The sequence below is a fragment of the Aeromicrobium sp. SP1 genome, from assembly GCF_055663785.1.
The window spans coordinates 1,827,541-1,851,249 of the sequence record NZ_JBQVVK010000001.1 but is presented as its reverse complement, the minus strand read 5'-3'; the positions used below and the strand labels follow the sequence as shown (position 1 = coordinate 1,851,249).

Here is a 23,709-nt window from a genome sequence, read left to right as displayed (position 1 = left end):
CTTCTCGCGCGAAACGCCCCTCGAACGTCACTGCCAGCGCTTCAGCAGGGCGTCGGTGACGGCTCGGAGCAGCGGACGATCCCGCTCGCCCGAGCGCACCACCGCACGCACGTCGCGTCCCAGACCCGATCCCGCCGGAACGGCGGTGTGCAGGCCGGGACGGTCGACGTCGATCGCCAGTCGCGGCAACAGGGCGACCCCCTGGCCCGCGGCGACGGCGATCGACAGCAACTGCAGGTCGTCGGTCTCCCAACGGACGTTGGGCTCGAAGCCGGACTGGCGGCACGCGTACCGGACCGCCTGGCCGCACGCCGCCTCTGCCGGGGGCAACACCCACCGCGCATCGGCGAGGTCGGCCAGGCGGGTCCCGGGCGCGAAGTCCTCGCGCCCGATCAGCACCAGTGGCTCGCTCAGGACGGTGGTCGCGCTGACCCGCGAGGGCATCGCCATCGGCGCGTGCTCGTAGACGTCGACGAGGGCGAGGTCGATCCGGCCCTCGTGCAGGGCGGTCAGGCTCGCATGCGGCTCGGCGACGCTCAGCGTGACGTCGATGCCCGGGAGGTCGTCCGCGAGGCGCTCGATCGCGGGCAGGGCGATCTCCTGTGCCGCCGAGGCGATCGATCCGATCCGCACGCGTCCGGTGAGCCGGTCGTCGAAGCCGTCGACGTCGCCGCGTGCCGCCTCGAGCAGGCGGACGAGAGTGCGTCCGCGCTCGGCCAGCAGCTCTCCGGCGGCGGTCAGCGCGACGCCGCGGGGGAGTCGCTCCAGCAGGGGCGCCCCGCATTCGCGCTCGAGGGTCGTGAGCTGTTGCGAGACCGCCGAGGCGGTGATGCCGTTGGCCCGCGCGGCGCCCGCGATCGTGCCGTGCTGGGCGACGTCGGCCAGCAGCCGCAGGCGGCCCGGATCGGGTAGGTCCTTCATCTCGCCTCCATTAGTTCAACTTACGGTAGACAGTATTCGACATCAGGCAGACGATGGGAGGGTGAGCATCGACAGCGTCGCCGTGTTCGGCTTGGGCAAGGTGGGGGAGCTGGTCGCGCACCTGCTCGTCCGCGCGGGGTTCAAGGTCATCGGCTTCGACGCCCGGGAACGGGGCGACCTCGGCTTCGAGACCTCGGCCCTCGACGTCGCCGACGGCGATTCCGTGCGGGCGGCCCTCGACGCCGTCGACGCCGTCGTCTCGTGCCTGCCGTACCACCTGAACATCACGGTCGCGGAGGCCGCGTACGACACCGGCACGCACTACTTCGACCTCACCGAGGACGTCCCGACCACGAACCGGGTCATGGAGCTCTCGCACGCCCGGCCCGACAGCGTGTTCGTCCCGCAGTGCGGTCTCGCGCCGGGCCTGATCGGCATCGTCGGGGCCAGTCTGGCCCAGCGGTTCGAGAGCATCCGCAGCATCGAGCTCAAGGTCGGGGCGCTGCCGCAGAACCCCACGGGGCTGCTGGGCTACGCGTTCAACTGGTCGGCCGAGGGCGTCGTCAACGAGTACCTCAACGACTGCGAGGTGCTGCGTTCGGGCGACCGCAAGATGGTGCCCGCCATGACCGAGAAGGAGCGCGTCTTCATCGGCGGCATCGAGCTGGAGGCCGCCCTGACGTCGGGCGGACTCGGCACGATGTGCCAGACGTACGAGGGCCGCGTCCAGCGGCTCGACTACAAGACGCTGCGGTACCCCGGTCACTTCCGCCAGATGCACTTCCTGTTCGACGAGCTGAACCTGCGCGACGAGCGCGAGCTGGTCGGCCGGATCCTCGTCGACGCCAAGCCGCCGGTCAACGACGATGTCGTCTACATGCACGCGGCGGTCGAGGGCGTCCTCGAGGGGCAGCCGTTCCGCGAGAACCACGTCCGCGGCTACCTGCCGATCGACATCGACGGCCGTCCGTGGCGCGCCATCAGCTGGACGACGGCGGCCAGCGCCGTGTCGGTCGTCGAGCTGGTCGCCTCGGGCGTCCTGCCCGACACGGGCTTCGTCCGCCAGGAGGACATCCGGCTGGCCGACCTGCTCGCCACCACCTCCGGCCAACTCTTCGCCTCCCACGGAAAGGTCGATCCATGACCGTTGCAGACGACGTCTCGCAGATCTTCGAGCGGCTGGGCGCCGACCTGCCGTTCACGCCGGACGGGCAGATCGTGTGTCGCACCCCGATCGACGGCTCCGAGCTCGGCCGGCTGTCCGCCGACACGGCCGACTCGGTCGGCGCGGCCGTCGGACGCGCCCACGCCGCCTTCGAGCAGTGGCGCACCGTTCCCGCCCCCGTGCGCGGAGGCTTCGTCCGCGAGCTGGGCGACCTGTTGCGTGAGCACAAGGACGACCTCGGCGCGCTCGTCACGATCGAGGCCGGGAAGATCGTCTCGGAGGGCCTCGGCGAGGTGCAGGAGATGATCGACGTCTGCGACCTCGCGGTCGGCCTCTCGCGCCAGCTGCACGGGCTCACGATCGCGAGCGAGCGGCCCGGGCACCGGATGATGGAGCAGTGGCACCCGCTCGGCGTCGTGGGCGTGATCAGTGCGTTCAACTTCCCGGTCGCGGTGTGGTCGTGGAACGCCGCGCTCGCGTTCGTGTGCGGTGACACCGTCGTGTGGAAGCCGTCGGAGAAGACCGTGCTGACGGCGCTGGCCTGCCGGGCGATCGCCGCGGAGGCTGCCCGCCGCGCCGGTGCTCCCGAGGGCCTGCTGGAGGTCGTCGTGGGCGCGCGCGAGGTCGGCGAGGCGCTCGTCGACGACCCGCGTGTCCCGCTCGTCTCGGCCACGGGCTCGACCCGCATGGGCAAGGAGGTCGCCCCGCGCGTCGCGGCCCGGCTCGGCCGCACGCTGCTCGAGCTCGGCGGCAACAACGCCGCCGTCATCGCGCCCTCGGCCGATCTCGACCTGGCGGTGCGCGGCATCGTGTTCTCCGCCGTCGGCACCGCCGGCCAGCGGTGCACGTCGCTGCGCCGTGTCATCGCCCACGAGTCGATCAAGGACGAGCTCGTGGAGCGGCTCGTGGCGGCGTACGAGACGCTGCCGATCGGCTCCCCGCTGGACTCCGGCACCCTCGTCGGGCCGCTCGTCGACGCGTCCGCCGCGGCGGCGTTCGAGAAGGCGATCGACCAGGCCCGCTCCGACGGCGGCACCGTCCTGACCGGCGGCTCGGTCGCCGATGCGGTCGAGGGTGGTCACTACGTGCACCCGGCGATCGTCGACATGCCTGCGCAGACCGACATCGTGAAGGCCGAGACGTTCGCGCCGCTGCTCTACGTGCTGACGTACTCCGACCTGGACGAGGCGATCGGCCTGCACAACGACGTCGCCCAGGGGCTGTCGAGCGCGATCTTCACGCTGGACGTCCGCGAGGCCGAGCTCTTCGTCTCGGCGCCGGGGTCCGACTGCGGCATCGCGAACGTCAACATCGGGACGTCCGGTGCGGAGATCGGCGGCGCGTTCGGCGGCGAGAAGGACACCGGCGGTGGCCGCGAGTCCGGCTCCGACGCATGGCGCAACTACATGCGCCGGGCCACCAACACGATCAACTACTCGACCGAGCTGCCGCTCGCCCAGGGCGTCGACTTCGGCTGATCCGTCACGCCAGCGCGGACCGGTACGCGAAGAGCGACGGTCCGCCGCCGGTGTGCAGGAAGACCGTGTCGCGGCGCAGGTCGGGGTCGCGGGGGATCGCGGCATAGGCCTTGGCCGTGTAGACCGGGTCGAGGGTGATCCCGGCGGTCGTCGCGAGGCGGTGGATCTCGGCGAGCCCGGCGGCCGTGGGGATGCCGTAGCCGTCGCCGAACTGCGAGTCGTCGAGCACCCACCGGTCGTCGTCGGGGACCGGCACGCCCAGCTCCTCGGACGTCTGGGCCAGCAGGTCGCGCAACGTCGCCTCGGTCTGTTCGAGCGAGTGGTAGACGCACACGCCGCGCACGACCGTGTCGACGTCGGCCTCCGCGAGGCCGATCACGAGCCCGGCCATCGTGCCGCACGTGGAGGCGGCGACCACGACCTCGCGCGGGTCGAAGGTCAGCTGCGTGTACAGCTCGAGCGCCGAGTCGACGTGTCCGAGCGTGCCGATCCGGTCCGATCCGCCCGGCATCACGATCGCGAGATCGTCGCCGTGCCGCTCCACCAGCGACAGCGCGAGCGCGCCGGCCGCCTCGTCGTCGGCCACGACGTGCCGGGTGGCGCCGTACAGCTCGGTCAGCATCGCGTTCCCCGAGGCCACGTAGTCGAGGTCGTCGCGCGGCACCGCCTGGACGGCGACCGCATCGAGGTGCAGCCCGAGCCGGGCGCACGCGGCGGCGGTCGCGCGGACGTGGTTCGACTGGAGCGCACCGAACGTCACGACGTGGTGCTGGCCCTTCGCGAGCGCGTCGCCCAGTAGGAACTCCAGCTTGCGGACCTTGTTGCCGCCGAAGCCGAAGCCGCTCAGGTCCTCGCGCTTCCTCCACAGTCCGTCGACGTCCTGCAGGGGAGTGGGCCACACGCCCAGGGCCGCGCGCGGCCGATCGTCGAGCAGCATGCGGTCAGCCTACGCAGGACGGTCGGCCACGGCGGGCACAATGGGACCGTGGGCACCTATCGCGACTCCGGTGTCGTCCTGCGCACCCAGAAGCTGGGCGAGGCCGACCGCATCGTCACGATGCTCACGCGCGGGCGCGGCGTGGTCCGCGCGGTCGGCCGGGGGGTCCGCAAGACGTCCAGCCGATTCGGCGGCCGGCTCGAGCCGTTCATGCACGTCGACGTCCAGTTCGCGGAGGGCCGCACGCTCGACATCGTCGCGCAGGTCGAGACGATCGACCCGTTCGCCGCGCACCTCGGCGCCGACTACGCCGCCTACACCGCCGGCACCGCGATGCTCGAGACCGCCGAGCGGCTCGTGGCCGACACCGCCGAGCCGTCCGTGCCCCAGTACCACCTGCTCGTCGGCGCGCTGCGAGCCCTCACCGAGCACCGCCAGCCGCCCGGCGTCCTGCTCGACTCGTTCCAGCTGCGCTCCCTCGCGATCGCGGGATACGCCCCGTCGTTCGACGCGTGCGCGCGTTGCGGCCTCGAAGGACCTCACCGGCACTTCAACGCCGGCTCCGGCGGCATGCTGTGCGACGGCTGCCGCGTCCCCGGGTCGTCGGTGCCCGCCGCCACCACGGTCGCGCTGCTCGCGGGGCTGCTGGCGGGCGACTGGCCCGCGGTCGCGCTGGCCGACGAGCGGTCCCGGCGCGAGGCCGGCGGCATCGTCGCGAACTACCTGTCCTGGCATCTCGAGCGCGGTCTGCGCTCCCTGGCCCACGTGGATCGATGACCCGACCCCCGACGCCCCATCCCTCGGGGGCCCAGCCGCCGCGGCTCGACCCCGACCAGGTGCCCCGGCACGTCGCGATCGTCATGGACGGCAACGGTCGGTGGGCGAAGGAGCGCGGGCTGCCCCGGACCGAGGGTCACAAGGCCGGCGAGGCCGCCCTGTTCGACGTCGTCGAGGGCGCGATCGAGATCGGCGTCAAGGCCGTCAGCGCGTACGCCTTCAGCACCGAGAACTGGAAGCGGTCGCCTGAAGAGGTGAAGTTCCTCATGGGCTTCAACCGCGACGTGATCCGCCGGCGTCGCGACGAGATGCACGAGCTGGGGGTGCGCGTCCGCTGGGCCGGTCGCCGGCCTCGACTGTGGCGCAGCGTCATCACCGAGCTCGAGACCGCCGAGGAGCTGACGAAGGACAACACCGTCTGCACCCTGACGATGTGCGTCAACTACGGCGGCCGGGCCGAGATCGCCGATGCCGCCGCGGCGCTGGCCCGCGACGTCCGCGCCGGCCGCGTCAACCCGGACAAGGTCACCGAGGCCACGTTCGCGCGCTACCTCGACGAGCCGTGGATGCCCGACGTCGACCTGTTCTGGCGCACGTCCGGCGAGCAGCGCACGAGCAACTTCCTGCCCTGGCAGTCGGCGTACGCCGAGCTCGTGTTCAGCGACATTGCGTGGCCGGACGTCGACCGCCGGGCCTTCTGGACCGCGGTCGAGGAGTACGCCACCCGGCAACGGCGCTACGGCTCCGCCTGACGGCTGACGCCGCGGTCGGAGTCTCCCGATAGGCTGGCAGTCATGCGCGTGGCTCGATTCGCCGGCGACGACGACCCCCGTTTCGGGGTCATCGGTGCCGATGGCGACACCCAGATCATCGCGCCCGTCAAGGGCGACCCTCTCTACACTCCGCTGGAGCTGACGGGAGAGAAGATCCCACTCGACGACGTGCGGCTGCTCGCGCCGGTCATCCCGCGCAGCAAGGTGGTGTGCGTCGGCAAGAACTACGTCGCGCACGCGGCCGAGATGGGCGGCGAGGTGCCCAAGGAGCCGCTGATCTTCCTCAAGCCGAACACGTCCGTCATCGGGCCGGGCGAGCCCATCTTCCACCCCAAGCAGTCGCAGAACGTGCACTTCGAGGGTGAGCTGGCGATCGTGATCGGCCGGATCTGCCGCAACCTCACGCTCGAGGACGCGAGCAAGGTGATCTACGGCTACACCGTGGCGAACGACGTGACGGCGCGCGACCTGCAGGCCACGGACGGCCAGTGGGCGCGGGCGAAGGGCTTCGACACGTTCTGCCCGCTCGGCCCGTGGATCGAGACCGACTTCGACCCGTCCGACGTGCGCGTGCGCACGACCCTGAACGGTGAGACGAAGCAGGACGGCCGCACGGCGGACATGGTGTTCGACGTGCCGACGATCCTGCAGTACGTGACCAGCTTCATGACCCTGCTGCCCGGCGACGTGATCCTGACCGGGACGCCCGACGGTGTCGGCCAGATGACGCCCGGCGACTCCGTGTCCGTCACGATCGACGGTCTGGGCACCCTGACGAACCCGGTGGTGGACGATGAGTGAGACCCGATGGACCGAGGCGACCGGCGCGGACGTCGTCGCGCGGTTCTGCCCCTCGCCGACCGGCAACCCGCACGTCGGGATGGCCCGCACGGCGCTGTTCAGCTGGGCGTTCGCGCGGCACCACGGCGGTCGGTTCGTGTTCCGGATCGAGGACACCGACGCGAGCCGTGACAGCCAGGAGTCGTACGACCTGCTGATCGACGTCATGCGGTGGCTGGACCTGGACTGGGACGAGGGCGTCGAGGTCGGCGGACCGAACGGCCCGTACCGGCAGAGCCAGCGGATGGACGTGTACGCCGACGTCGCGCAGCGCCTGCTCGAGGCCGGGTTCGCGTACAAGGCCTACGACAGCGCCGAGGAGTTGGAGCAGCGCCGCGAGCAGGCGCGCGCCGAGGGCCGCCCGAGCGGCTACGACGGCCTGCACCGCGACCTCACGCCCGAGCAGCAGGCGGCGTTCGAGGCGCAGGGGCGCCAGCCCGTCATCCGGTTCAAGATGCCCGAGAAGGACTGGACGTTCGACGACCTCGTCCGTGGCCCGATCACGTTCGGTGCCGAGAACGTGCAGGACTTCGTGATCGTGCGCGCCAACGGTCAGCCGCTCTACACGCTCACGAACCCGACCGACGACGCGCTCATGGGGATCACGCACGTCCTGCGCGGCGAGGACATCCTGTCGTCCACCCCGCGCCAGATGGCCCTGTACGAGGCGTTCGCGCAGATCGGCGTGGGCAGCGGCTTCACGCCGCGCTTCGGGCACCTGCCCTACGTCATGGGCTCGGGCAACAAGAAGCTGTCCAAGCGCGATCCGGAGTCGAACCTGCTCGGCTACCGCGACCAGGGCTTCCTGCCCGAGGGCCTGCTGAACTATCTCGCCCTGCTCGGCTGGTCGATCGCCGAGGACCGCGACATCTTCACGATGACCGAGATGACGGCGGCGTTCGAGGTGGAGCGCGTCAACCCGAACCCGGCGCGCTTCGACATCAAGAAGTGCGAGGCGATCAACGGCGACCACGTGCGGATGCTGTCGGCCGACGAGTTCGTGTCGCGCCTGCTGCCGTACCTGCCCGCCGGCGTCGATCCGGCGCTCGTCGCGCAGGCGGCACCGCTCGTGCAGGAGCGCAGCAACCTGCTCACCGAGGCGGCCGAGATGCTCGCCTTCCTGTTCGCCGGCGACGACTTCACGGTCGATCCCGACGACGCCGCGAAGCAGTTGGCGCCCGAGGGCCTCGAGGTCGTGAAGGCCGCGCGCGACGCGCTGGACGGGCTCGGGGAGTGGTCCACCGAGGGCATCGAGGCGGCCCTGCGCCTCGCGCTGATCGAGGAGCGTGGCCTCAAGCCGCGCGTCGCGTTCGGCCCCGTGCGCGTCGCCGTCACCGGCCGCCGGATCAGCCCGCCGCTGTTCGAGTCGATGGAGCTGCTCGGCCGCGACACCTCCCTGGCCCGCCTCGACGCCGTCCTCTGACGGCTCGAGCCCCGCGGGTCACGGATCTTTCTGCGTTCGGGTGGGTATAGCCACCCGAACGCCTCAAGATCAGTCGTCCGGGGGCCGATTTGGGTGCTCCAGCACCCGTCCGGTAAAGTGGTTCCTCGGTTCGGAGAGCGGTCGCGAGACAGTGATCCGATACCCCTTGGGGTATGGTGTAATTGGCAACACAGCGGTTTCTGGTACCGCCATTCTAGGTTCGAGTCCTAGTACCCCAGCGAGAACGCCGACAGAGCGATCTGATAGCGTTTTCACCGCTGGCCCCGTTGTGTAGCGGCCTAGCACGCCGCCCTCTCAAGGCGGTAGCGCGGGTTCGAATCCCGTCGGGGCTACCAGCGTAAACGGCCCGTGATTCCGGTGTTGAACTGGAATCACGGGCCGTTTCTCGTCTCCCGTGCCGGTGCTTCACCCGATACAGGCGGTGGCGACGATCCCCCGGGGCCCGCTACCTTGGCCGCGCGAGCCTTGCTCGCTGCTCCGTCGGAGGCGCCAGGCCCCGAGTGCAGGTCCCGAGGAGGCCGCCATGGCACGGATCGCGCGCCGACCGGACGCCCGCCGACCCCGAACGTCGGTGGCACTCGCTGCCGTCGGGGCCGTCCTGACGCTCAGCCTGGCCGGCTGCGGCGAGGGGGACGGCGACGCGGCGCTCAAGGCCGCCGAGGCCCGGGTCGCGGCGAAGGAGAAAGACCTCGCGGACGCCAAGGCCGACTTCACGGAGACCTCCGAGGAGTTCTGCGGCGCGAGCAAGAGCTACATCACGTCGCTGGACCGGTACGGCGACGTGCTGACCGAGACCACCACGACCGTCGGCGACGTCCGGGACGCGGGCGCCGATCTCGAGGACCCTCGCGAGGACGCGATGGACGGGGCGGAGGCCGCCGTCGAGGCGCAGCAGGACGTCACGGACGCGACGCGGGAGCTGGCCGAGGCGAAGGCGGACCTGGCCGCCGCGAAGGACTCGTCCGCCGAGACCACGGCGACGGCATCGAGTACTCCGAAGCCGCTGGCGCCCGCCGCGACGGTCGACCGCGTCGAGCAGGCCGAGTCGCAGTTCGCCGCCGCGCTGGAGGGCATCACGGACGGGACCCCGCTGGCGCAGGCCTCGCAGCAGTTCAACGCGGCCGCCGTGGCCCTGGAGCTGTCCTGGCTGCGGCTCTTCGCCGACGCCGGCTGCCTCACGGACGAGCAGGCGGTGCAGGCCGAGGCAGCAGTCCGCCAGTACACCACGACGCTGCAGCAGTCGCTGTCCGACGCGGGCTACTACGACGGGGACGTCGACGGCGTCCACGGCCCCGCGACGGTCGACGCCGTGAAGGCGCTGCAGCAGGCCCACGGACTGCCGGCCACCGGAGCCGTCGACAAGGCGACCGCCGCCGCGCTCCAGGCCGACCTCGTCGCGAAGGGCGGCGCCATCGCCCAGGCCGCGACGGCGTCCACGGCGGCGCTCCAGCAGACGCTCAAGCTCGCCGGCTTCTGGGACGGTCCGGTCGACGGGGAGTGGACGCCCGAGTTGACCGCGGCGCTCGAGGACTTCCAGACCGAGCTGGGCGTCAAGCCCACCGGAACGGTCGACGCAGCCACGATCGCGGCCCTGGAGAAGGCCATCGCCGACGCGCAGGATGCCGCCGCGGACTTCTCGAGCCGGACCCCGGCGAGCGCCTCGAGTCCCTCGAGCAGCCCGTCGTCGAAGTAGCGACCTCGCCGACCGAGACGTTGGCCCGACGCAAGCCACCCCGTCACGGGTGGTGACGAATCTGGTCGCAATACTCCACAATCGAAAAAACTCGAATGGAGACCACCATGACCCAACCGACCCGTAGCGCCGGCCCGTGGGCCGTCGGCGTCGGCAGCTTCGCCGGCGCCGCCCTCGTCACGATCGGCGTGTTCCAGATCATCCAGTCCATTGCCGCACTCGCGAACGACGACGTCTTCGTCACGACGCCGAACTACGTGTTCGCGCTCGACCTGACGTCCTGGGGCTGGATCCACCTGATCATCGGCGCCCTGCTGATCGCCGTCGGCTTCGGCGTCTGGATCCAGCAGAGCTGGGCGCTCGTCGCGGGCATCGCGCTGGCGATCATCTCGGCGATCGCCAACTTCGCCTGGCTGCCCTACACGCCGTGGTGGTCGATCGCGCTGATCGCGTTCGACATCGCCGCGATCTGGGCCCTGAGCCGCCTTCGCGAAGAGGCACGCAGCTACTGAGTCGACCGGCTCAGCCGAAGGGGCCGACCGACTCCAGCCGGACGACCGGCTCGCCAGCGGCATCGCTGGCGGGCAGGTCGACCCGGGCGGTGAAGCCCCAGTCGCGGTCGCGCTGCGGATCGTCGAAGGTCTGCCGCACGACCCAGTGGTCGGCGCCCTCGGTGACGTCGAACAGCGACGGCCCGCGCGCGTCCGGCCCGGTGCCGATCGGCTGGGCCACGTCGGGGTAGTCCTCGCGATACCGCGAGATCGCCTCGTGCCACGCCGCGGCGTCCCAGCCCGCATCGCCGTCGAGATCGCCGAGTGCGTCCCAGCGGCCCAGCGCGGCCAGTTCGACCCGCCGGAACAGGGCGTTGCGCACGAGCACCCGGAACGCGCGCGGATTGCCGGTGAGCGGGCGCGGGGGTGCGCCGCCCTGGCCGATCGGCCGCACGGCCTCGGGATCGGTGCCCGGGTGGATGAGCGCCTCCCACTCGTCCAACAGACTCGAGTCCGTCTGGCGCACCAACTCGCCCAGCCACTCGATCACGTCGTTGAGCTCGTCCGTGCGCGCCGTCACCGGGACCGTGCGCGACAGGGTCTTGTACGCGTCCGCGAGGTAGCGCAGGACGAGTCCCTCGGAGCGGGCCAGCTGGTACTCCGACACGAGCTCGGTGAACGTCATCGCGCGCTCCCACATCTCGCGCACCACGGACTTCGGTCGCAGCTCGTGGTCGGCGACCCACGGGTGGCCGAGGCGGTAGGCCTCGTAGCCGGCCTCGAGCAGCTCGCGCAGCGGCTGCGGGTGCGCGACCTCCTCGAGCAGCTCCATCCGCTCGTCGTACTCGATGCCCTCGGACTTCATCTCGGCGACCGCCTCGCCACGAGCCCGGTTCCGCTGCGCCGTGATGACGGGGCGCGGATCCTCCAGGGTCGCCTCGATCACCGACACGACGTCCATCGCATGGTGCTCGGACTCGAGGTCCAGCAGGTCGAGCGCCGCCACCGCGAAGGGCGACAGCGGCTGGTTGAGCGCGAAGTTCTGCTGCAGGTCGACCGTCAGCCGCAGCGTGCGGCCCTCGGCGTCCGGCGGGTCGATCGGCTCGACGACGCCGCCGGCCAGCAGTGACTCGATGATCGCGTCGACGCGTGCCACGAGCCGTGACCTGGACTCCGGCGTCTCGCCCGACTCCTCGATCAGGCGGGCCAGCGCCTCGCGGGCGTCGCCGGGGCGGCTGAGCACGTCGAGCACCATCGCGTGACTGATCCGCATCGACGAGCCGAGCGGCTCGGGGGTGCCGGTCATGAGTCGCTCGAACGTCGCCTGGCCCCACGAGACGAAGCCCTCGGGCGCTCGCTTGCGCTGGATCCGCTTGAGCTTCTTCGGGTCGTCCCCGGCCTTGCGGACGAGCCGCGCGTTCTCGATCTCGTGCTCGGGCGCCTCGGCGACGACGTGGCCGATCGTGTCGAAGCCCGCCCGCCCGGCGCGCCCCGCGATCTGCTGGAACTCGCGGACCTGCAGCTGCCGCTGGCGCGTGCCGTCGAACTTCGTCAGGCCACTGAACAGGACCGTGCGGATCGGCACGTTGATGCCGACGCCGAGGGTGTCGGTGCCGCAGATGACCTTGAGCAGGCCCTGCTGGGCGAGGGTCTCGACGAGGCGTCGGTACCGGGGGAGCATGCCCGCGTGGTGCACGCCCACCCCGGCGCGGATCAGTCGCGACAGCGTCTTGCCGAAGCCGGAGGTGAACCGGAACTCGCCGAGGTGGGCGGCGATCGCGTCGCGCTCCGCCCGGGTGGCGATCTTGGCGCTCGTCACCGCCTGGGCACGCTCGACGGCCGACGCCTGCGTGAAGTGGACGACGTAGACGGGGGTCTGTCCGGTCTCGACGAGTTGCTCGAGCGTGTCGTGGACGGTCGTGGTCACGTACTCGCCGACGAGCGGCACGGGCCGCTCGGCCGAGGCGACCAGGGCCGTGTCGCGGCCGGTGCGGCGCTCCAGGTCGGCGATCAGGCCGGTCGTGTCGCCCAGGGTCGCCGACATGAGCAGGAACTGCGCCTGCGGCAGCTCGATGAGCGGCACCTGCCACGCCCAGCCGCGCTCGGGGTCGGCGTAGAAGTGGAACTCGTCCATCACGACGAGGCCGAGGTCGGCGTCGGCGCCCTCGCGCAGCGCCTGGTTCGCGAGGATCTCCGCCGTCGCGGCGATGATCGGCGCATCGGCGTTCACCGCCGCGTCACCGGTGACCATGCCGACGTTCTCGGCGCCGAACACCTCGCACAGGTCGAAGAACTTCTCGCTCACGAGCGCCTTGATCGGGGCGGTGTACACGCAGCACTCGTCGCGCGCGAGGGCCGCCGCGATCGCCGCGGTGGCGACGAGCGACTTGCCCGATCCGGTCGGGGTCGCGAGGACGACGTTCGAGCCGGCGACGCACTCCAGGATCGCCTCGTCCTGGGCCGGGTAGAGGGTCAGCCCGCGCTCGGCGACCCAGTCCGTGATCGCGGCGTAGACCCCGTCCTCGTCGCCGTCGGCAGGGAGCAGGTCGACGAGGCGCACGGCTCCAGTCTCGCAGCAGCCGCACGCCGGGCGGTCGGCGCCGGTCATTAGGATGCTGTGCGTGCTCGCCCCCGGATCGTCGCTCGCTCGCTTCGTGCGGGCCGCGTCGATCGGCCTGTGGGTGACGCTGACCGCGACGGTCGCCCACGCACTCGGCGAGGGGACGACGCCTCCCGTGGTCGTCCTCGTGCCGGTGGTCGCCGCGGCGACCGGCGCGGCCTGGTGGGCGGCGAGGCGACGGCTGTCGCTCGCCGTCGTGATCGGACTGCTGGCCGTTCCGCAGGTCGTGGTCCACCTGCTGTCCGGATACGTCCACGGTCACCTGATGGCCCCGTCGCCGACGATGCTGGCGTGGCACGCGCTGGCGCTTGGCGCGACGGGCCTGGCCATCGCGCACGTCGAGCGGACCTGGTGGGCGCTGTGGGAGTCGTGGACCCGACGCCTGCGACCGCTGCTCGTGGCGCGTCCGGTCGTGGCGACCGCGCCGACGGTCCGCGCCACGGCGCTGTCGATGGCGCTGCCGAGCGTGCTCGACGACGTCGTCACCCGCCGCGGCCCACCGCCTGCCTGAGCTCGTTCCGTCCCACCTCGCGACCGTCGGTCGCGCGGTCGCTAGCGCCTGCCACCGGCAGGCATCCCGTGAACTCAGGAGAACCCCATGTCCTCGTCCCACCCTGCCCTTCGCCCCGTCCTGCGTGCCCTCGCGTCCGTCGCCGGCGCCTCCGGACTGGTGCTGGCCTCGGCCGCGATCGCCTCGGCCCACGTCACCGTGACGCCCTCGACGACGGCGGCCGGCTCGTACACCGTCCTGACCTTCTCGGTCGGCCACGGCTGCGACGGCTCGCCGACGACCGAGGTCACCGTCAAGATGCCCGAGCAGGTCATCGCGGTGACGCCCACCGTGAACCCGAACTGGACGGTCCGCAAGCAGATGGAGAAGCTCGACACGCCCGTCGACGACGGTCACGGCGGCCAGTACACCGAACGGGTCGCGCAGGTCGTCTACACCGCGAAGTCCGCCCTGCCGGACGGCTACCGCGACACGATGGCGCTGTCGCTCCAGCTCCCGGCGCAGGAGGGCGAGAAGCTCGTCTTCCCGGTCATCCAGACGTGTGAGCAGGGCGAGACCGCCTGGACGCAGACCTACGAGGAGGGCCAGGACGAGCCCGAGTCGCCGGCGCCGTTCCTCGAGACGACCGCGGCCGAGGACGGCGATCACGGTCATGCGGGGGAGTCCGATGAGCCCGCCGCGGCGTCGGACGACTCCGACGGCTCGAACGTCCTCGGCTGGACCGGCGTCGTGCTCGGCGCGCTCGGCCTCGGGGTCGGTGGCACCGCACTGGCGCGGAGCCGGGCCTCCGCGTGATGCCCGCAGCCTCCCGGCGAGCGCGATGGCGCGTCCTGTTCGCCGGGACCCTGATCGTGCTGGTCGCGTGGCCGGCCGCGGCGTTCGCGCACGCGCGGCCGGTGGCCACCGATCCGGCCGACGGCCAGGTCGTGGCCACCGCGCCGGATCGGGTCACCGTGACGTTCGACGAGCCGGTGTCGCTGCCGGCCGCGGGGAACCAGTTGCTGGACGCCGCCGGCGCGCCGATCGACGCCGAGATCGCAGTCCGCGACGACGTGCTGACCTTCCGACCGGAAACCGCACTCGCGCGGGGCACGTACGTCGTGTCGTGGCGCGTCGTCTCGGCCGACACCCACCCCGTCGCCGGCGGCTTCACGTTCTCGGTCGGAGCGCCCTCGTCCTCGGTCGTGCAGGTGCCGACGGGCAGCGAGCAGCGCGAGGTCAACCTCGTCCGGATCGGCGCCGAGGCGGCGCGGTACGCGGGCCTGCTGGCGATGGCCGGCATCGTCGGGTTCGTCGCGATGATGGCGCCGTCCGCCGTGGCGCGTCACGAGGTCGCGGGGCCCCGGCTGCGCCGGGTCGCGACGACGGCCGGAGTGGTTGGCGTGGTGGGGCAGGTCGCCCTCGTGCCGCTGTCGGCCCTGTGGGAGTCGGGCCGGTCGCTGTCGGCGATCCTCGACGCCTCGACGTGGCCGGGCGCGGCGGACTCGCCCGCCCTCTTGGCGGCGGACCTCGTGCTGCTCGGCACCGCGGTCGCGCTCGCGGCCCTGTACCGCGACCGTCCGGTGGTGTCGGTCGCGGGCGCGGCACTGGCCCTGGGGTCGCTCGCCGTCGTCGGCCACACCCGGAGCTTCGGCCCGGCCTGGCTGGTCCTGACCGCCGATCTCGTGCACGTCGTCGCCGGCGCGGTCTGGTGGGGTGGGCTGATCGCGCTCGGGATCTGCCTGACGGTGCAGCCGCGCCTGCGACCGAAGACCCGGGCCCTGCTGATCTCCCGGTTCTCCGAGGTCGCGGGCTGGGCCGTGGCGGCGCTGCTGGTCGCCGGCGTCGCGCTCTACTGGCGGATCGGTCACTCGCTGGCGGGCCTGTGGGAGACCGACTACGGCCGGCTCGTCCTGCTCAAGTCGGCACTCGTCCTGCCTGTGCTCGCGATCGCCGCCTGGAACCGGTTCGGCCTCCGGGCCCGGATCGAGGATCGCGGCGACGCCGCGGCCGAGCGGACCCTGACCCGGTCGGTGCGCGTCGAGGCCGGTCTGATCGGCGCGGTGCTCCTCGCGACCTCCGTGCTCGTCACCCAGACGCCGCCCGCGCGGTCCGCCGTCACGCAGCCGCGCATCGCCTCGCAGACCCTCGACCTGCCGTTGGACGACACGACGCGCGCGACGGTCGTGGTCACGCCCGTGCGGCGCGGCGTCAACGCCGTGCAGGTCTCGGTCACCGGCGAGGACGACCAACCCGTCGACGTCCTCGGGACGCCGAGCCTCTCGGTCGCGCTGAAGGCCAACGACATCGGCCCGTTGGAGCGGCCGCTGTCGGCGTCCGGGCCCGGCACGTGGGAGGCCACGTGCGACCTGCCGCTGCCCGGTGCGTGGACGATCACGCTGTCCGTCCGGCTCAGCGAGTTCGAGAACCCCGTCGTCACCGGAACGGTGGAGATCCCATGAGCCTGCGCATCCTCGCCCGCACGATCGCGGCGGCGCTGCTGACCTGCCTCGTCCTGGCCGCCGGTCCGGCTCAGGCCCACGTCCTGCTCGACGCCGTCCGGCCGCACGGGGACGGCACCGTCGACCTCGTGTTCTCGTTCGACCACGGCTGCCAGGGCCAGGAGCCGACCGACGAGCTCACCCTCACGGTTCCCGACCACACCGCCGTCCTCGGCGCCGGCGAGCCCGACGGGTGGAGCCACCGGATCGACGGCGACACCGTCGTGTGGACCGGTCCGGGGATCCCGGACGGTCGACGCGCGGAGTTCGTGGTCACGGCCCGCGTCGGGGCGAGTCCGGGCGACACGGTGCCCTTCCCGGTGGTCCAGGCCTGCCGCGGGGCCGAGCCGTACGAGTGGACCGGGAAGGCCGACGACGACCCGTATCCGGCACCGCGATTCGTCGCGACGAGTGCGACGGTCGACCCGTCGCTGCGGGCGTCGAGTCCCGCTCCGACGAGTGCCGGAGCCGGCGCCGAAGCCGTCGCGGCGGCGGTATTCGCCCTCGTGACGCTCGCCGCGGGCACCACGTGGACGGTGCGCCGGCGACGATCGTGACACGCGACTCACCACGCAGTTGGGTCACAACGGCTGGAATTGGTGTCAGAGTGTCGGCATGGACAGTTTCTGGGAGTTCTTCTGGTGGACCGTGACGATCTTCTTCTTCATGGCCTACCTCATGGTCTTGTTCAACATCATCATCGACCTGTTCCGTGATCAGGAGCTGTCGGGCTGGTTGAAGGCCGTGTGGGTCTTCTTCCTGATCTTCCTGCCGGCGATCACGGCACTGGTCTACCTGATCGCGCGCGGCGGCGGCATGGCCCGTCGTTCGGCCGCCCAGCTCAACCAGGCCAAGGCGGACACCGACGCCTACATCCGCACCGTGGCGTCGTCGTCACCGGCGGACGAGATCGCCTCGGCCAAGAAGCTGCTCGACTCCGGTGCGATCACGGACGAGGAGTTCGCGGCGCTCAAGGCCAAGGCGCTCGCCTGACGGTCCCGGACCCGGCGAGCACGATCGATCGACGACCCATCTGAGGAGTGCATGATGAGCAGCTACCAGCCCCCGCGGCCCACCGACAAGGAGAGCGCGATCTCGTCCGGAGTGATCAGCTTCGCCGGCGCGATGCTCGCGACGGTCGGCGTGTTCCAGATCCTGGCGGCCATCTCGGCCCTGGCGAAGGACGACCTGTACGTCGTCGGGCAGGAGTACGTCTACGCGTTGAGCCTGACGGGGTGGGGCTGGATCCACCTCGTCCTGGGCGCGCTCGCGGTCGCGGTCGGCGTGTGCCTGGTCCTGGGCAAGACGTGGGCCGTCGTCACGGGCGCTGCGGTCGCGGCGATCGGCGCCGTGGCGTCCTTCGCGTGGATCCCCTACTACCCGTGGTGGGCGATCGCGATTCTCGTCTTCAACGTCGTGGTGATGTGGGCGACGCTGACCCAGATGAACGCCCGCGAGCGTCGCTGAGACGGTGCGGCTCGCGCCTCACTCGAGGTCGGCGAGCCAGTCGGCGAACGTCTGACGGCCGAGATCGGCGTCAGGGCCGGGCAGGGCGAGGCCCTGGCGCATCCCGCGCATCTGCCTGCCCGGCAGGCTGACCGTGAGGAACCGTCCGCCGGTTCCGGTGTGCCGTGCGTACGCGCGCATCATCTCGTGGAGTGCCTCCTCGCGAGGCCCCGCGAGATCGGCGGCGCGACCGAGCGGCGTGCCGGTGGCCAGGGCCGCGAGCCGGGCCCCCACCTCGCGCGCCGCGATCGGCTGGACCCGCGCGCGGATCGCCAGGTGCAGGGGCCCCAGGGACGTCCGCTCGAGCAGTTGTCCCGCGAACTCGTGGAACTGGGTCGCGCGCAGGATCGTCGACGGGACCGGCCCGTCCTCGACGACGCGCTCCTGCGCCAGCTTGCCCGCGTAGTAGTCGTGGGGGATGCGGTCGATGCCGACGATCGACAGCAGCACCACGTGACCGACCCCGGCGCGGTGGGCCGCCGACACGAGGTGGCCCGTCGCGGTCGTGAAGAACTCCGTGGCCTTGCGCGCCGACACGGTCGACACGTTGAGCGTGTCGACCACGGCGTCCACGCCGGCCAGCGCCGCGTCCGCCCCCGACCCGCTGAGCAGGTCGACCCCGTGGCCGCGGGTCAGCAGCACGACCTCGTGCCCGCCGTCCGTCAACGCCTCGGCCGTGCGTGATCCGACGACTCCCGTGCCGCCGGCGATCGCGATCCTCATCGTTCGACCTCCTCGATCGGCACCAGAGTCCCACATCAGGTGGGTGCCGGATCAGTGTCGGATCGCCGCGCGGACCCGGTTGACGAGAGCCGAGAACTCCGGCAGGGCGCGCAGGTCCTCGGGCGGGATCTGCCGGTGCTCGGTCGAGAACCGGGCCGGCTCGTCGAACACGATCCGTCCGGGTCGCGGGCTCATCACAAGAACGCGGGTGCCCAGGAAGACCGCCTCCTCGACGTCGTGCGTGATGAACAGGATCGTCTTGCCGGTCTCGCGCCAGATCGTCAGCAGCTCGTCCTGCAGGCGTTCGCGGGTCAGCGCGTCGAGGGCGCCGAAGGGCTCGTCCATGAGCACGATCTCGGGATCGTTCGCGAGCACGCGGGCGATCTGCGCGCGCTGCTGCATGCCGCCGGACAACTCGTACGGGCGTAGCCGCGCCGAGTCCGTCAGGCCGACTAACTCGAGGTGGTGGTCGGCGATGCGGTTCCGCTCGGCCTTGCCGAGGCCGCGCAGGCGCGGCCCGAGTGCGACGTTCGCGCGCACGTCGAGCCACGGGTAGAGCGTCGGCCGCTGGAAGACGACGCCGCGCTCGGCTCCGGGCCCGCTCACGGCCCTGCCGCCCACCTCGATCGTGCCCGAGGTGGGCGGCAGGAAGCCCGCGATGAGTCGCAGCAGGGTCGTCTTGCCACAGCCCGAGGGTCCGGCCAGCGTGACGAACTCGCCCGGCTGGATCACCAGGTCGATCTCGTCGAGGGCACGGACCTCGGTGCCGCGGGCCTGGAAGCGCTGTTCCAGGCCCGCGACGACGACCGCGAGGTCGTGGCCGTTCCCGACCGAGGCGACGGCACTCACTGCGCCGCGGCCTCCGCAGGCGAGGGATCCACCCCGTCGACGTAGACCGACTCGTCGGCGACCTTCGAGATGCCGTCCTGCGTGAGCAGGAACTGCGCGGTCGCGAACAGGTCCTGACCGAGCTTGCCGCCCAGGTAGTCCGGACCGACCTGCTCGGCCGCCCTGAGGTAGGTCAGGCCGGAGAACTGCGCCTTCGCCTCGTCGGTCGAGACGCCGACCTCGACCGCGACGCTCTCGGCGGCCTTGTCGGGATCGTCCTGGATCTGCTGGATGGCCCAGTCCTGCGCCTTCGCCCACACCGCGAGCACCTTGGGGTTGCTCGCCACGAACTCGTTGTCGGCGATCGCGAGGTCGAAGGTGGGCTTGCCGGCCTTGGCCGTGTCCGCGCTCGACAGGATCACGGTGCCGCCCTGCTTCTTCAGCTCGCTGAGGGTGGGGTCCCAGATCCACGCCGCGTCGACGTCGCCACGGCCCCACGCCGGCGCGATCTGCTCGGGCTCGGAGTTGACGAGCTTGTAGTCGGCCGGGTCCTCGCCGGCGTCGGTGATGGCCTGCAGCAGCGAGAAGTGCGCGGTCGAGCCGAACGGCGTCGCGATCGTCTTGCCCTTGAGGTCCTTGATCGAGGTCGCCTCGACGCCGTCGCGGACCACGAGGGACTCCGCCGTGCCGATGACGTCGTGGATCCAGATCACCGAGACCGGCAGGTTCAGCGGGGCCGAGAGGGCCTTCGTGCTGGGGGAGGAGCCGGCCAGGCCGATGTCGAGGCTGCCGCCGCCGAACGCCTGGACGACGTCGCCGCCGGAGGCGAAGTTGCTCCACTTCACGGTGGCGTTGGGCAGGCAGTTCTCGAGCACCTTCTGGTCCTTCACGACGACGTCGGCGTTCGGGATCTTCTGGTAGCCCAGGCGCAGCGTGCCGGTGAACGAGTCGTCCGCCGCGAAGGGGCAGTCGCCGGACGAGGCGCTGGCCTCGTCGCCGCCGACGCCGCAGGCCGAGAGGGTCAGGGTCAGTGCGGCGGCCGCGGCGGCCGCCGCGATCGTGAAGGCCTTCATGGTCAGTCCTTTCCTCGCCACGGGGCGAGTGTCTTCTCGATGGTGCGGATGAGTGCGTCGAGGGCGATCGCGGTGAGGCCGATGACGATGATGCAGGCGATCGACAGGGCGATCTTGTTCTGCGTTCCCGAGAGGTAGGCCAGGCCGCCGATGCCCGGGATGCCGTTCACCAGCTCGGCCGCGACGACCGTCGTCCACGCGAAGCCCACGGCGACCCGCAGGCCGCTGAGGATGTCCGGGATGGTGGCCGGGAGCAGCACCCGGGTGACGGTCTGGCGGCGTGTGGCGCCCAGCGTGCGGATCGCGTTGAGCTGGTCCTCGCGCACACCGCGCACGCCGTTGACGGTGGCGAGCGCGATCGGCGGGAAGGCGGCCAGGAACAGCAGCCAGATCTTCGAGGCGTCGTAGATGCCGAACCAGGCGACGAGGAAGCCGATGTACGCCAGCGGCGGGATCGAGCGCAGGAAGTCGACGTACGGGCCGACGAGCTCGCCGAACCACGTCACGGTGCCCATCAGCAGGCCGAGCGGGATGCCGACGAGGACGGCCGCGAGCAGGCCGGCGCCGATCCGCTCAAGGCTCACGAGCAGGTGCTCCCACAGGAAGTAGCCCTCCTCGCCGCGGACGACGCGATCGACCCCACCGCCGATCTCGTGGTACGTGTTCGCGCGCACGAAGGCGTCCCAGACCTCCTTCGGGCTGGGCGTGAGGTACGTCGGCTGGACGAGATCGGCGCGGGCGATCCCCGCCCAGACGAGCAGGACCACCGCCAGGGTGGCCACGTGCGGCCACCAGCGGCGGACGAGTCTGCCGCTCACGTGACGAGTCCGCGCCGGCGCAGGATGGGCAGCACGCCCTCGGCGAACCAGTACGCCTCCTCGACGTGCGGGTAGCCCGACATCACGAACTCCTCGATGCCGACGGCCGCGTACTGCTCGATCAGGTCGGCGGCCTCGGCATGGCTGCCGACCAGGGCCGTCCCGGCGCCGCTGCGCATGAGGCCCACGCCGGCCCACAGGCCCGGGTGCACCTCGAGGGAGTGGGCGTCCGTGCGGTCGTACCGGCCGCGGTGCAGCTCGCGCATGCGCTTCTGGCCCTCGGACTCGCTGGCCGCGAGGGTCTCTTGGGCCTTCGCGACGTCCGCGGGGTCGAGGCCCGCGAGCATGTCGTCGGCGATCCGCCACGCGTCCTCGGAGCGGTCGCGCGTGATGGAGTGCAGGCGCACCCCGAAGCGGACGGTACGGCCCTCCTCGTCGGCGAGCTTGCGGATCCACTCGACCTTCTGGCCGACGGCCTCGGGCGGCTCGCCCCACGTCAGGTAGACGTCAGTGTGTGCCGCGGTGACCGGACCGGCCGCGGCGGAGGAGCCGCCGAGGTAGATCTCGGGGACGCGCGCGGGCTGGCGCGTGCGGGCGTCGACGACGTCGTAGTGGTCGCCGCTGAAGGTGGCCCCGGCCTCGGTGAACGCCGCACGGAAGACCTGCAGGAACTCCGCGGCGCGCGTGTAGCGGTCGTCCTTCTGGACGCGGTCGCCGAAGCGCAGCTGCTCGGACGGGTCGCCGCCCACGACGACGTTGAGCAGCAGCCGCTCGTGCGACATCCGCTGGAACGTGGAGGCCATCTGGGCCAGCAGGGTGGGGCTGATCAGGCCGGGACGCAGCGCGACGAGGAACTTGAGCCGCGTCGTCTCGGGGATGAGCGCCGAGGCGACGACCCACGCGTCCTCGCACGGCGTGCCGGTGGGCGTCAGGACGGCGTCGAAGCCCAGGTCCTCGGCCGTGCGGGCGACGTGTGCGAGATAGCGCAGGTCGGGCTCGCGGTACCTCCCGGCGCTCTCGTCGGCGCCGCCGGAGCGACCGACGTCGGTGCCGATGCTGTGGCCGCCGCCCACGAGGGCGCGGCTGTCACCGGTGGTGGGCAGGAACCAGTCGAAGCGCAGCGGCGCGGCGGTCATCGGGGAAGTCCTTGGGTGAGGGGATCGGACGGCGTCGCGAGCCCGTGGGGCGCGGCGACGGATGCGAGGAGGGACGGGGCGAGCTCGGCGGCCTGGCTGCGGATCTCCGGCACGGCCGTCGACTCCCACAGCTCGCCGCGGCGGAGCGCGCCCAGGACCCAGATCGGGGCAGCCGTGTGTCCGGCGGCGCCGACGAGTCGTCCGGCATCGGTGCGGAACCCCATCCCCGCCGTGGCGCACACGGCGAGTGCGCCGCCGGGACGCGAGCGCAGCAGGTCGTCGAGCAGCGGATTGCCGAGCTCGCGCACGTCGGGCCGTGGGCCCGTGCAGTTCACGACCCAGCCGACGTCGCGGCGTGTGCCGTCGCTCAGGTCGACCCGCAGGCCGCCGGTCGGAAGCGCCGTCGCGTCCACGACGTGCGCCGCGGCGACCGTGAGCACCCCGGACGTCCGCAGGCCGTCGATGCGCTGCGCGCTGGGTCCGGGGACGCGGTGGCGCAGGCGGTTCCAGGTCCCGGCGTGCCGGGTCATGAACTCCGCGCGGTCACGCTCGTCGAGCCGGCCCCACAGTTCCTGCGTGCGGTACCGCACGCCGTCGGCAGCGGGTCGCCAGTCGCCCGTGGCCGACTCGCTGTCGGCGAACAGCCGCCGCACGTGGGCCGTGATCGACCTCAGGTCGTGGCCCCAGTCCGAGACGTCGGGCACGACGGGGGTGGCCGGGCCGTCGGCGTGGCGACGCGGGAGCAGGCCCGACCTGCTGACAGCGTGCACGAACCGGTCGGGCCGGGCCCCGGTCGTGACGGTCGTGGCGACGTCGACGGCGGTCAGGCCCGTGCCGACGAGCAGGACGTCCGGGTGGGAGGTCCGGTCGTCGCGCACGCGCTCGAGGACTCCCCGGGCCCACGGATCGGCGACGAACGACTCCGAGCCCCGCAACGACTCCGGCGCCCACCGGGTCGTGGGCGCGGGCAGGCCGGTGGCGATGGCGAGCGCGTCGCCGACGATCGTCGTGCCGTCGTCCAGGCCCACGCTGAGGCCGCGCTCGCGGCGGTCGACGCGGACGGCCTCGCGCCGGACGTGGGTCAGCGTCACCCGGTCGCCCGACCCGGCCAGCGCCGTCGCGAGGGTGGCGGTTAGGTAGCGACGCCACGCACTCCGGGGCGCGAACTCGTGCGGGTCCTCGGGCAGGCCCGTGTCGAGCGCCCGCCAGCGCACGAAGTGGCCGGGGTCGTCGGGGAACCCGCTCATGCCGAACGCGGGGACGTTGAGCAGGTGGGTCTCGTCAGTCGTCGAGAAGGCCGTGCCGCCGAGCTCGGCGGGGTCGATGAGCACGATGTTCACGCCGTCGGAGCCCTGCGCCGCGGCGCGTGCGGCGTGCACCGTCGTGAGGACGCCGCCGGCGCCAGCACCGATCACCAGGACGGTCGGCCGTGGGGGACGCGGCGGAAACATGTTGTCCAGTAAACAACATGACTAACTCATATTCGGCCGGTGAC

The 23,709-nt window shown here is 71.9% G+C and carries 23 protein-coding genes and 2 tRNA genes; 16 read left to right on the top strand and 9 right to left on the bottom strand.

Annotation, left to right across the window (positions count from 1 at the left end):
- Positions 1-27: 27 nt before the first annotated feature.
- The gene (locus ACT26F_RS09130) at positions 28-921 is read right to left on the bottom strand and encodes a LysR family transcriptional regulator (RefSeq protein ID WP_471670204.1); all 894 of its coding nucleotides are present in this window, start codon (positions 919-921) and stop codon (positions 28-30) included.
- 61 nt (positions 922-982) lie between these two features.
- Here ACT26F_RS09130 and ACT26F_RS09125 point away from each other — a divergent pair, with 61 nt between their 5' ends.
- Positions 983-2,065: a saccharopine dehydrogenase family protein gene (locus ACT26F_RS09125; protein WP_471670203.1), complete on the top strand. Its 1,083-nt coding sequence runs from the start codon at positions 983-985 to the stop codon at positions 2,063-2,065.
- Positions 2,062-3,564 (top strand): L-piperidine-6-carboxylate dehydrogenase, encoded by a 1,503-nt coding sequence (amaB, locus tag ACT26F_RS09120; RefSeq protein ID WP_471670202.1) that lies wholly within the window; start codon positions 2,062-2,064, stop codon positions 3,562-3,564. Before ACT26F_RS09125 ends, amaB begins: the two co-directional genes overlap by 4 nt.
- A 4-nt stretch (positions 3,565-3,568) precedes the next feature.
- On the opposite strand, the gene ACT26F_RS09115 is transcribed toward amaB, so the two are convergent.
- Positions 3,569-4,501, bottom strand: a complete 933-nt coding sequence (locus tag ACT26F_RS09115; protein ID WP_471670201.1) for a 1-aminocyclopropane-1-carboxylate deaminase/D-cysteine desulfhydrase — start codon at positions 4,499-4,501, stop codon at positions 3,569-3,571.
- A gap of 48 nt (positions 4,502-4,549) precedes the next feature.
- Here ACT26F_RS09115 and recO point away from each other — a divergent pair, with 48 nt between their 5' ends.
- From recO to ACT26F_RS09075, 8 genes are all read left to right on the top strand, one after another.
- Positions 4,550-5,278, top strand: a complete 729-nt coding sequence (recO, locus tag ACT26F_RS09110; protein ID WP_471670200.1) for a DNA repair protein RecO — start codon at positions 4,550-4,552, stop codon at positions 5,276-5,278.
- Positions 5,275-6,030: an isoprenyl transferase gene (locus ACT26F_RS09105; protein ID WP_471670199.1), complete on the top strand. Its 756-nt coding sequence runs from the start codon at positions 5,275-5,277 to the stop codon at positions 6,028-6,030. Before recO ends, ACT26F_RS09105 begins: the two co-directional genes overlap by 4 nt.
- 42 nt (positions 6,031-6,072) lie before the next feature.
- The gene (locus ACT26F_RS09100; RefSeq protein ID WP_471670198.1) at positions 6,073-6,852 is read left to right on the top strand and encodes a fumarylacetoacetate hydrolase family protein; all 780 of its coding nucleotides are present in this window, start codon (positions 6,073-6,075) and stop codon (positions 6,850-6,852) included.
- Entirely contained in the window at positions 6,845-8,314 is a 1,470-nt protein-coding gene (gltX, locus tag ACT26F_RS09095) for a glutamate--tRNA ligase (RefSeq protein WP_471670197.1), read from the top strand. Before ACT26F_RS09100 ends, gltX begins: the two co-directional genes overlap by 8 nt.
- 167 nt (positions 8,315-8,481) lie before the next feature.
- Positions 8,482-8,553 (top strand) — tRNA-Gln (locus ACT26F_RS09090).
- Positions 8,554-8,594: 41 nt separating this feature from the next.
- A tRNA-Glu gene (locus tag ACT26F_RS09085) sits at positions 8,595-8,670 on the top strand.
- Positions 8,671-8,858: 188 nt separating this feature from the next.
- Positions 8,859-10,028: a peptidoglycan-binding domain-containing protein gene (locus ACT26F_RS09080; protein ID WP_471670196.1), complete on the top strand. Its 1,170-nt coding sequence runs from the start codon at positions 8,859-8,861 to the stop codon at positions 10,026-10,028.
- Between the two features lie 107 nt (positions 10,029-10,135).
- Entirely contained in the window at positions 10,136-10,540 is a 405-nt protein-coding gene (locus tag ACT26F_RS09075) for a DUF7144 family membrane protein (RefSeq protein WP_471670195.1), read from the top strand.
- Between the two features lie 10 nt (positions 10,541-10,550).
- On the opposite strand, the gene ACT26F_RS09070 is transcribed toward ACT26F_RS09075, so the two are convergent.
- The gene (locus tag ACT26F_RS09070; RefSeq protein WP_471670194.1) at positions 10,551-13,079 is read right to left on the bottom strand and encodes a DEAD/DEAH box helicase; all 2,529 of its coding nucleotides are present in this window, start codon (positions 13,077-13,079) and stop codon (positions 10,551-10,553) included.
- 61 nt (positions 13,080-13,140) lie between these two features.
- Here ACT26F_RS09070 and ACT26F_RS09065 point away from each other — a divergent pair, with 61 nt between their 5' ends.
- From ACT26F_RS09065 to ACT26F_RS09040, 6 genes are all read left to right on the top strand, one after another.
- On the top strand, positions 13,141-13,650 hold the full coding sequence (locus ACT26F_RS09065) for a hypothetical protein (RefSeq protein ID WP_471670193.1): 510 nt from the start codon (positions 13,141-13,143) through the stop codon (positions 13,648-13,650).
- An 87-nt stretch (positions 13,651-13,737) separates the two neighbouring features.
- Entirely contained in the window at positions 13,738-14,445 is a 708-nt protein-coding gene (locus tag ACT26F_RS09060; protein WP_471670192.1) for a YcnI family copper-binding membrane protein, read from the top strand.
- Complete coding sequence (locus tag ACT26F_RS09055) at positions 14,445-16,091, top strand: copper resistance CopC/CopD family protein (RefSeq protein WP_471670191.1); 1,647 nt, start codon at positions 14,445-14,447, stop codon at positions 16,089-16,091. Before ACT26F_RS09060 ends, ACT26F_RS09055 begins: the two co-directional genes overlap by 1 nt.
- Complete coding sequence (locus ACT26F_RS09050; RefSeq protein ID WP_471670190.1) at positions 16,088-16,687, top strand: DUF1775 domain-containing protein; 600 nt, start codon at positions 16,088-16,090, stop codon at positions 16,685-16,687. Before ACT26F_RS09055 ends, ACT26F_RS09050 begins: the two co-directional genes overlap by 4 nt.
- A gap of 58 nt (positions 16,688-16,745) precedes the next feature.
- Entirely contained in the window at positions 16,746-17,123 is a 378-nt protein-coding gene (locus tag ACT26F_RS09045) for an SHOCT domain-containing protein (RefSeq protein WP_471670189.1), read from the top strand.
- Between the two features lie 54 nt (positions 17,124-17,177).
- Entirely contained in the window at positions 17,178-17,597 is a 420-nt protein-coding gene (locus ACT26F_RS09040) for a DUF7144 family membrane protein (RefSeq protein WP_471670188.1), read from the top strand.
- A gap of 18 nt (positions 17,598-17,615) precedes the next feature.
- Here the strand turns inward: ACT26F_RS09040 and ACT26F_RS09035 are convergent, their stop codons facing one another.
- The 6 genes from ACT26F_RS09035 to ACT26F_RS09010 are packed head-to-tail and all read right to left on the bottom strand — an operon-like array spanning position 17,616 to position 23,665.
- On the bottom strand, positions 17,616-18,359 hold the full coding sequence (locus ACT26F_RS09035) for an SDR family oxidoreductase (protein ID WP_471670187.1): 744 nt from the start codon (positions 18,357-18,359) through the stop codon (positions 17,616-17,618).
- 51 nt (positions 18,360-18,410) lie between these two features.
- Positions 18,411-19,208 carry an ABC transporter ATP-binding protein gene (locus tag ACT26F_RS09030; protein ID WP_471670186.1) on the bottom strand — a complete coding sequence of 266 codons (798 nt, stop codon included), beginning with the start codon at positions 19,206-19,208 and terminating at the stop codon, positions 18,411-18,413.
- Complete coding sequence (locus ACT26F_RS09025; protein WP_471670185.1) at positions 19,205-20,281, bottom strand: taurine ABC transporter substrate-binding protein; 1,077 nt, start codon at positions 20,279-20,281, stop codon at positions 19,205-19,207. The genes ACT26F_RS09030 and ACT26F_RS09025 overlap by 4 nt, the downstream gene beginning before the upstream one ends.
- Positions 20,263-21,078, bottom strand: a complete 816-nt coding sequence (locus ACT26F_RS09020) for an ABC transporter permease (protein WP_471670184.1) — start codon at positions 21,076-21,078, stop codon at positions 20,263-20,265. Before ACT26F_RS09020 ends, ACT26F_RS09025 begins: the two co-directional genes overlap by 19 nt.
- On the bottom strand, positions 21,075-22,214 hold the full coding sequence (locus tag ACT26F_RS09015; protein ID WP_471670183.1) for an LLM class flavin-dependent oxidoreductase: 1,140 nt from the start codon (positions 22,212-22,214) through the stop codon (positions 21,075-21,077). Before ACT26F_RS09015 ends, ACT26F_RS09020 begins: the two co-directional genes overlap by 4 nt.
- A complete protein-coding gene (locus ACT26F_RS09010) occupies positions 22,211-23,665 on the bottom strand; it encodes an FAD/NAD(P)-binding protein (protein ID WP_471670182.1) in 1,455 nt (484 codons plus the stop codon). The genes ACT26F_RS09015 and ACT26F_RS09010 overlap by 4 nt, the downstream gene beginning before the upstream one ends.
- Positions 23,666-23,709 lie beyond the last annotated feature (44 nt).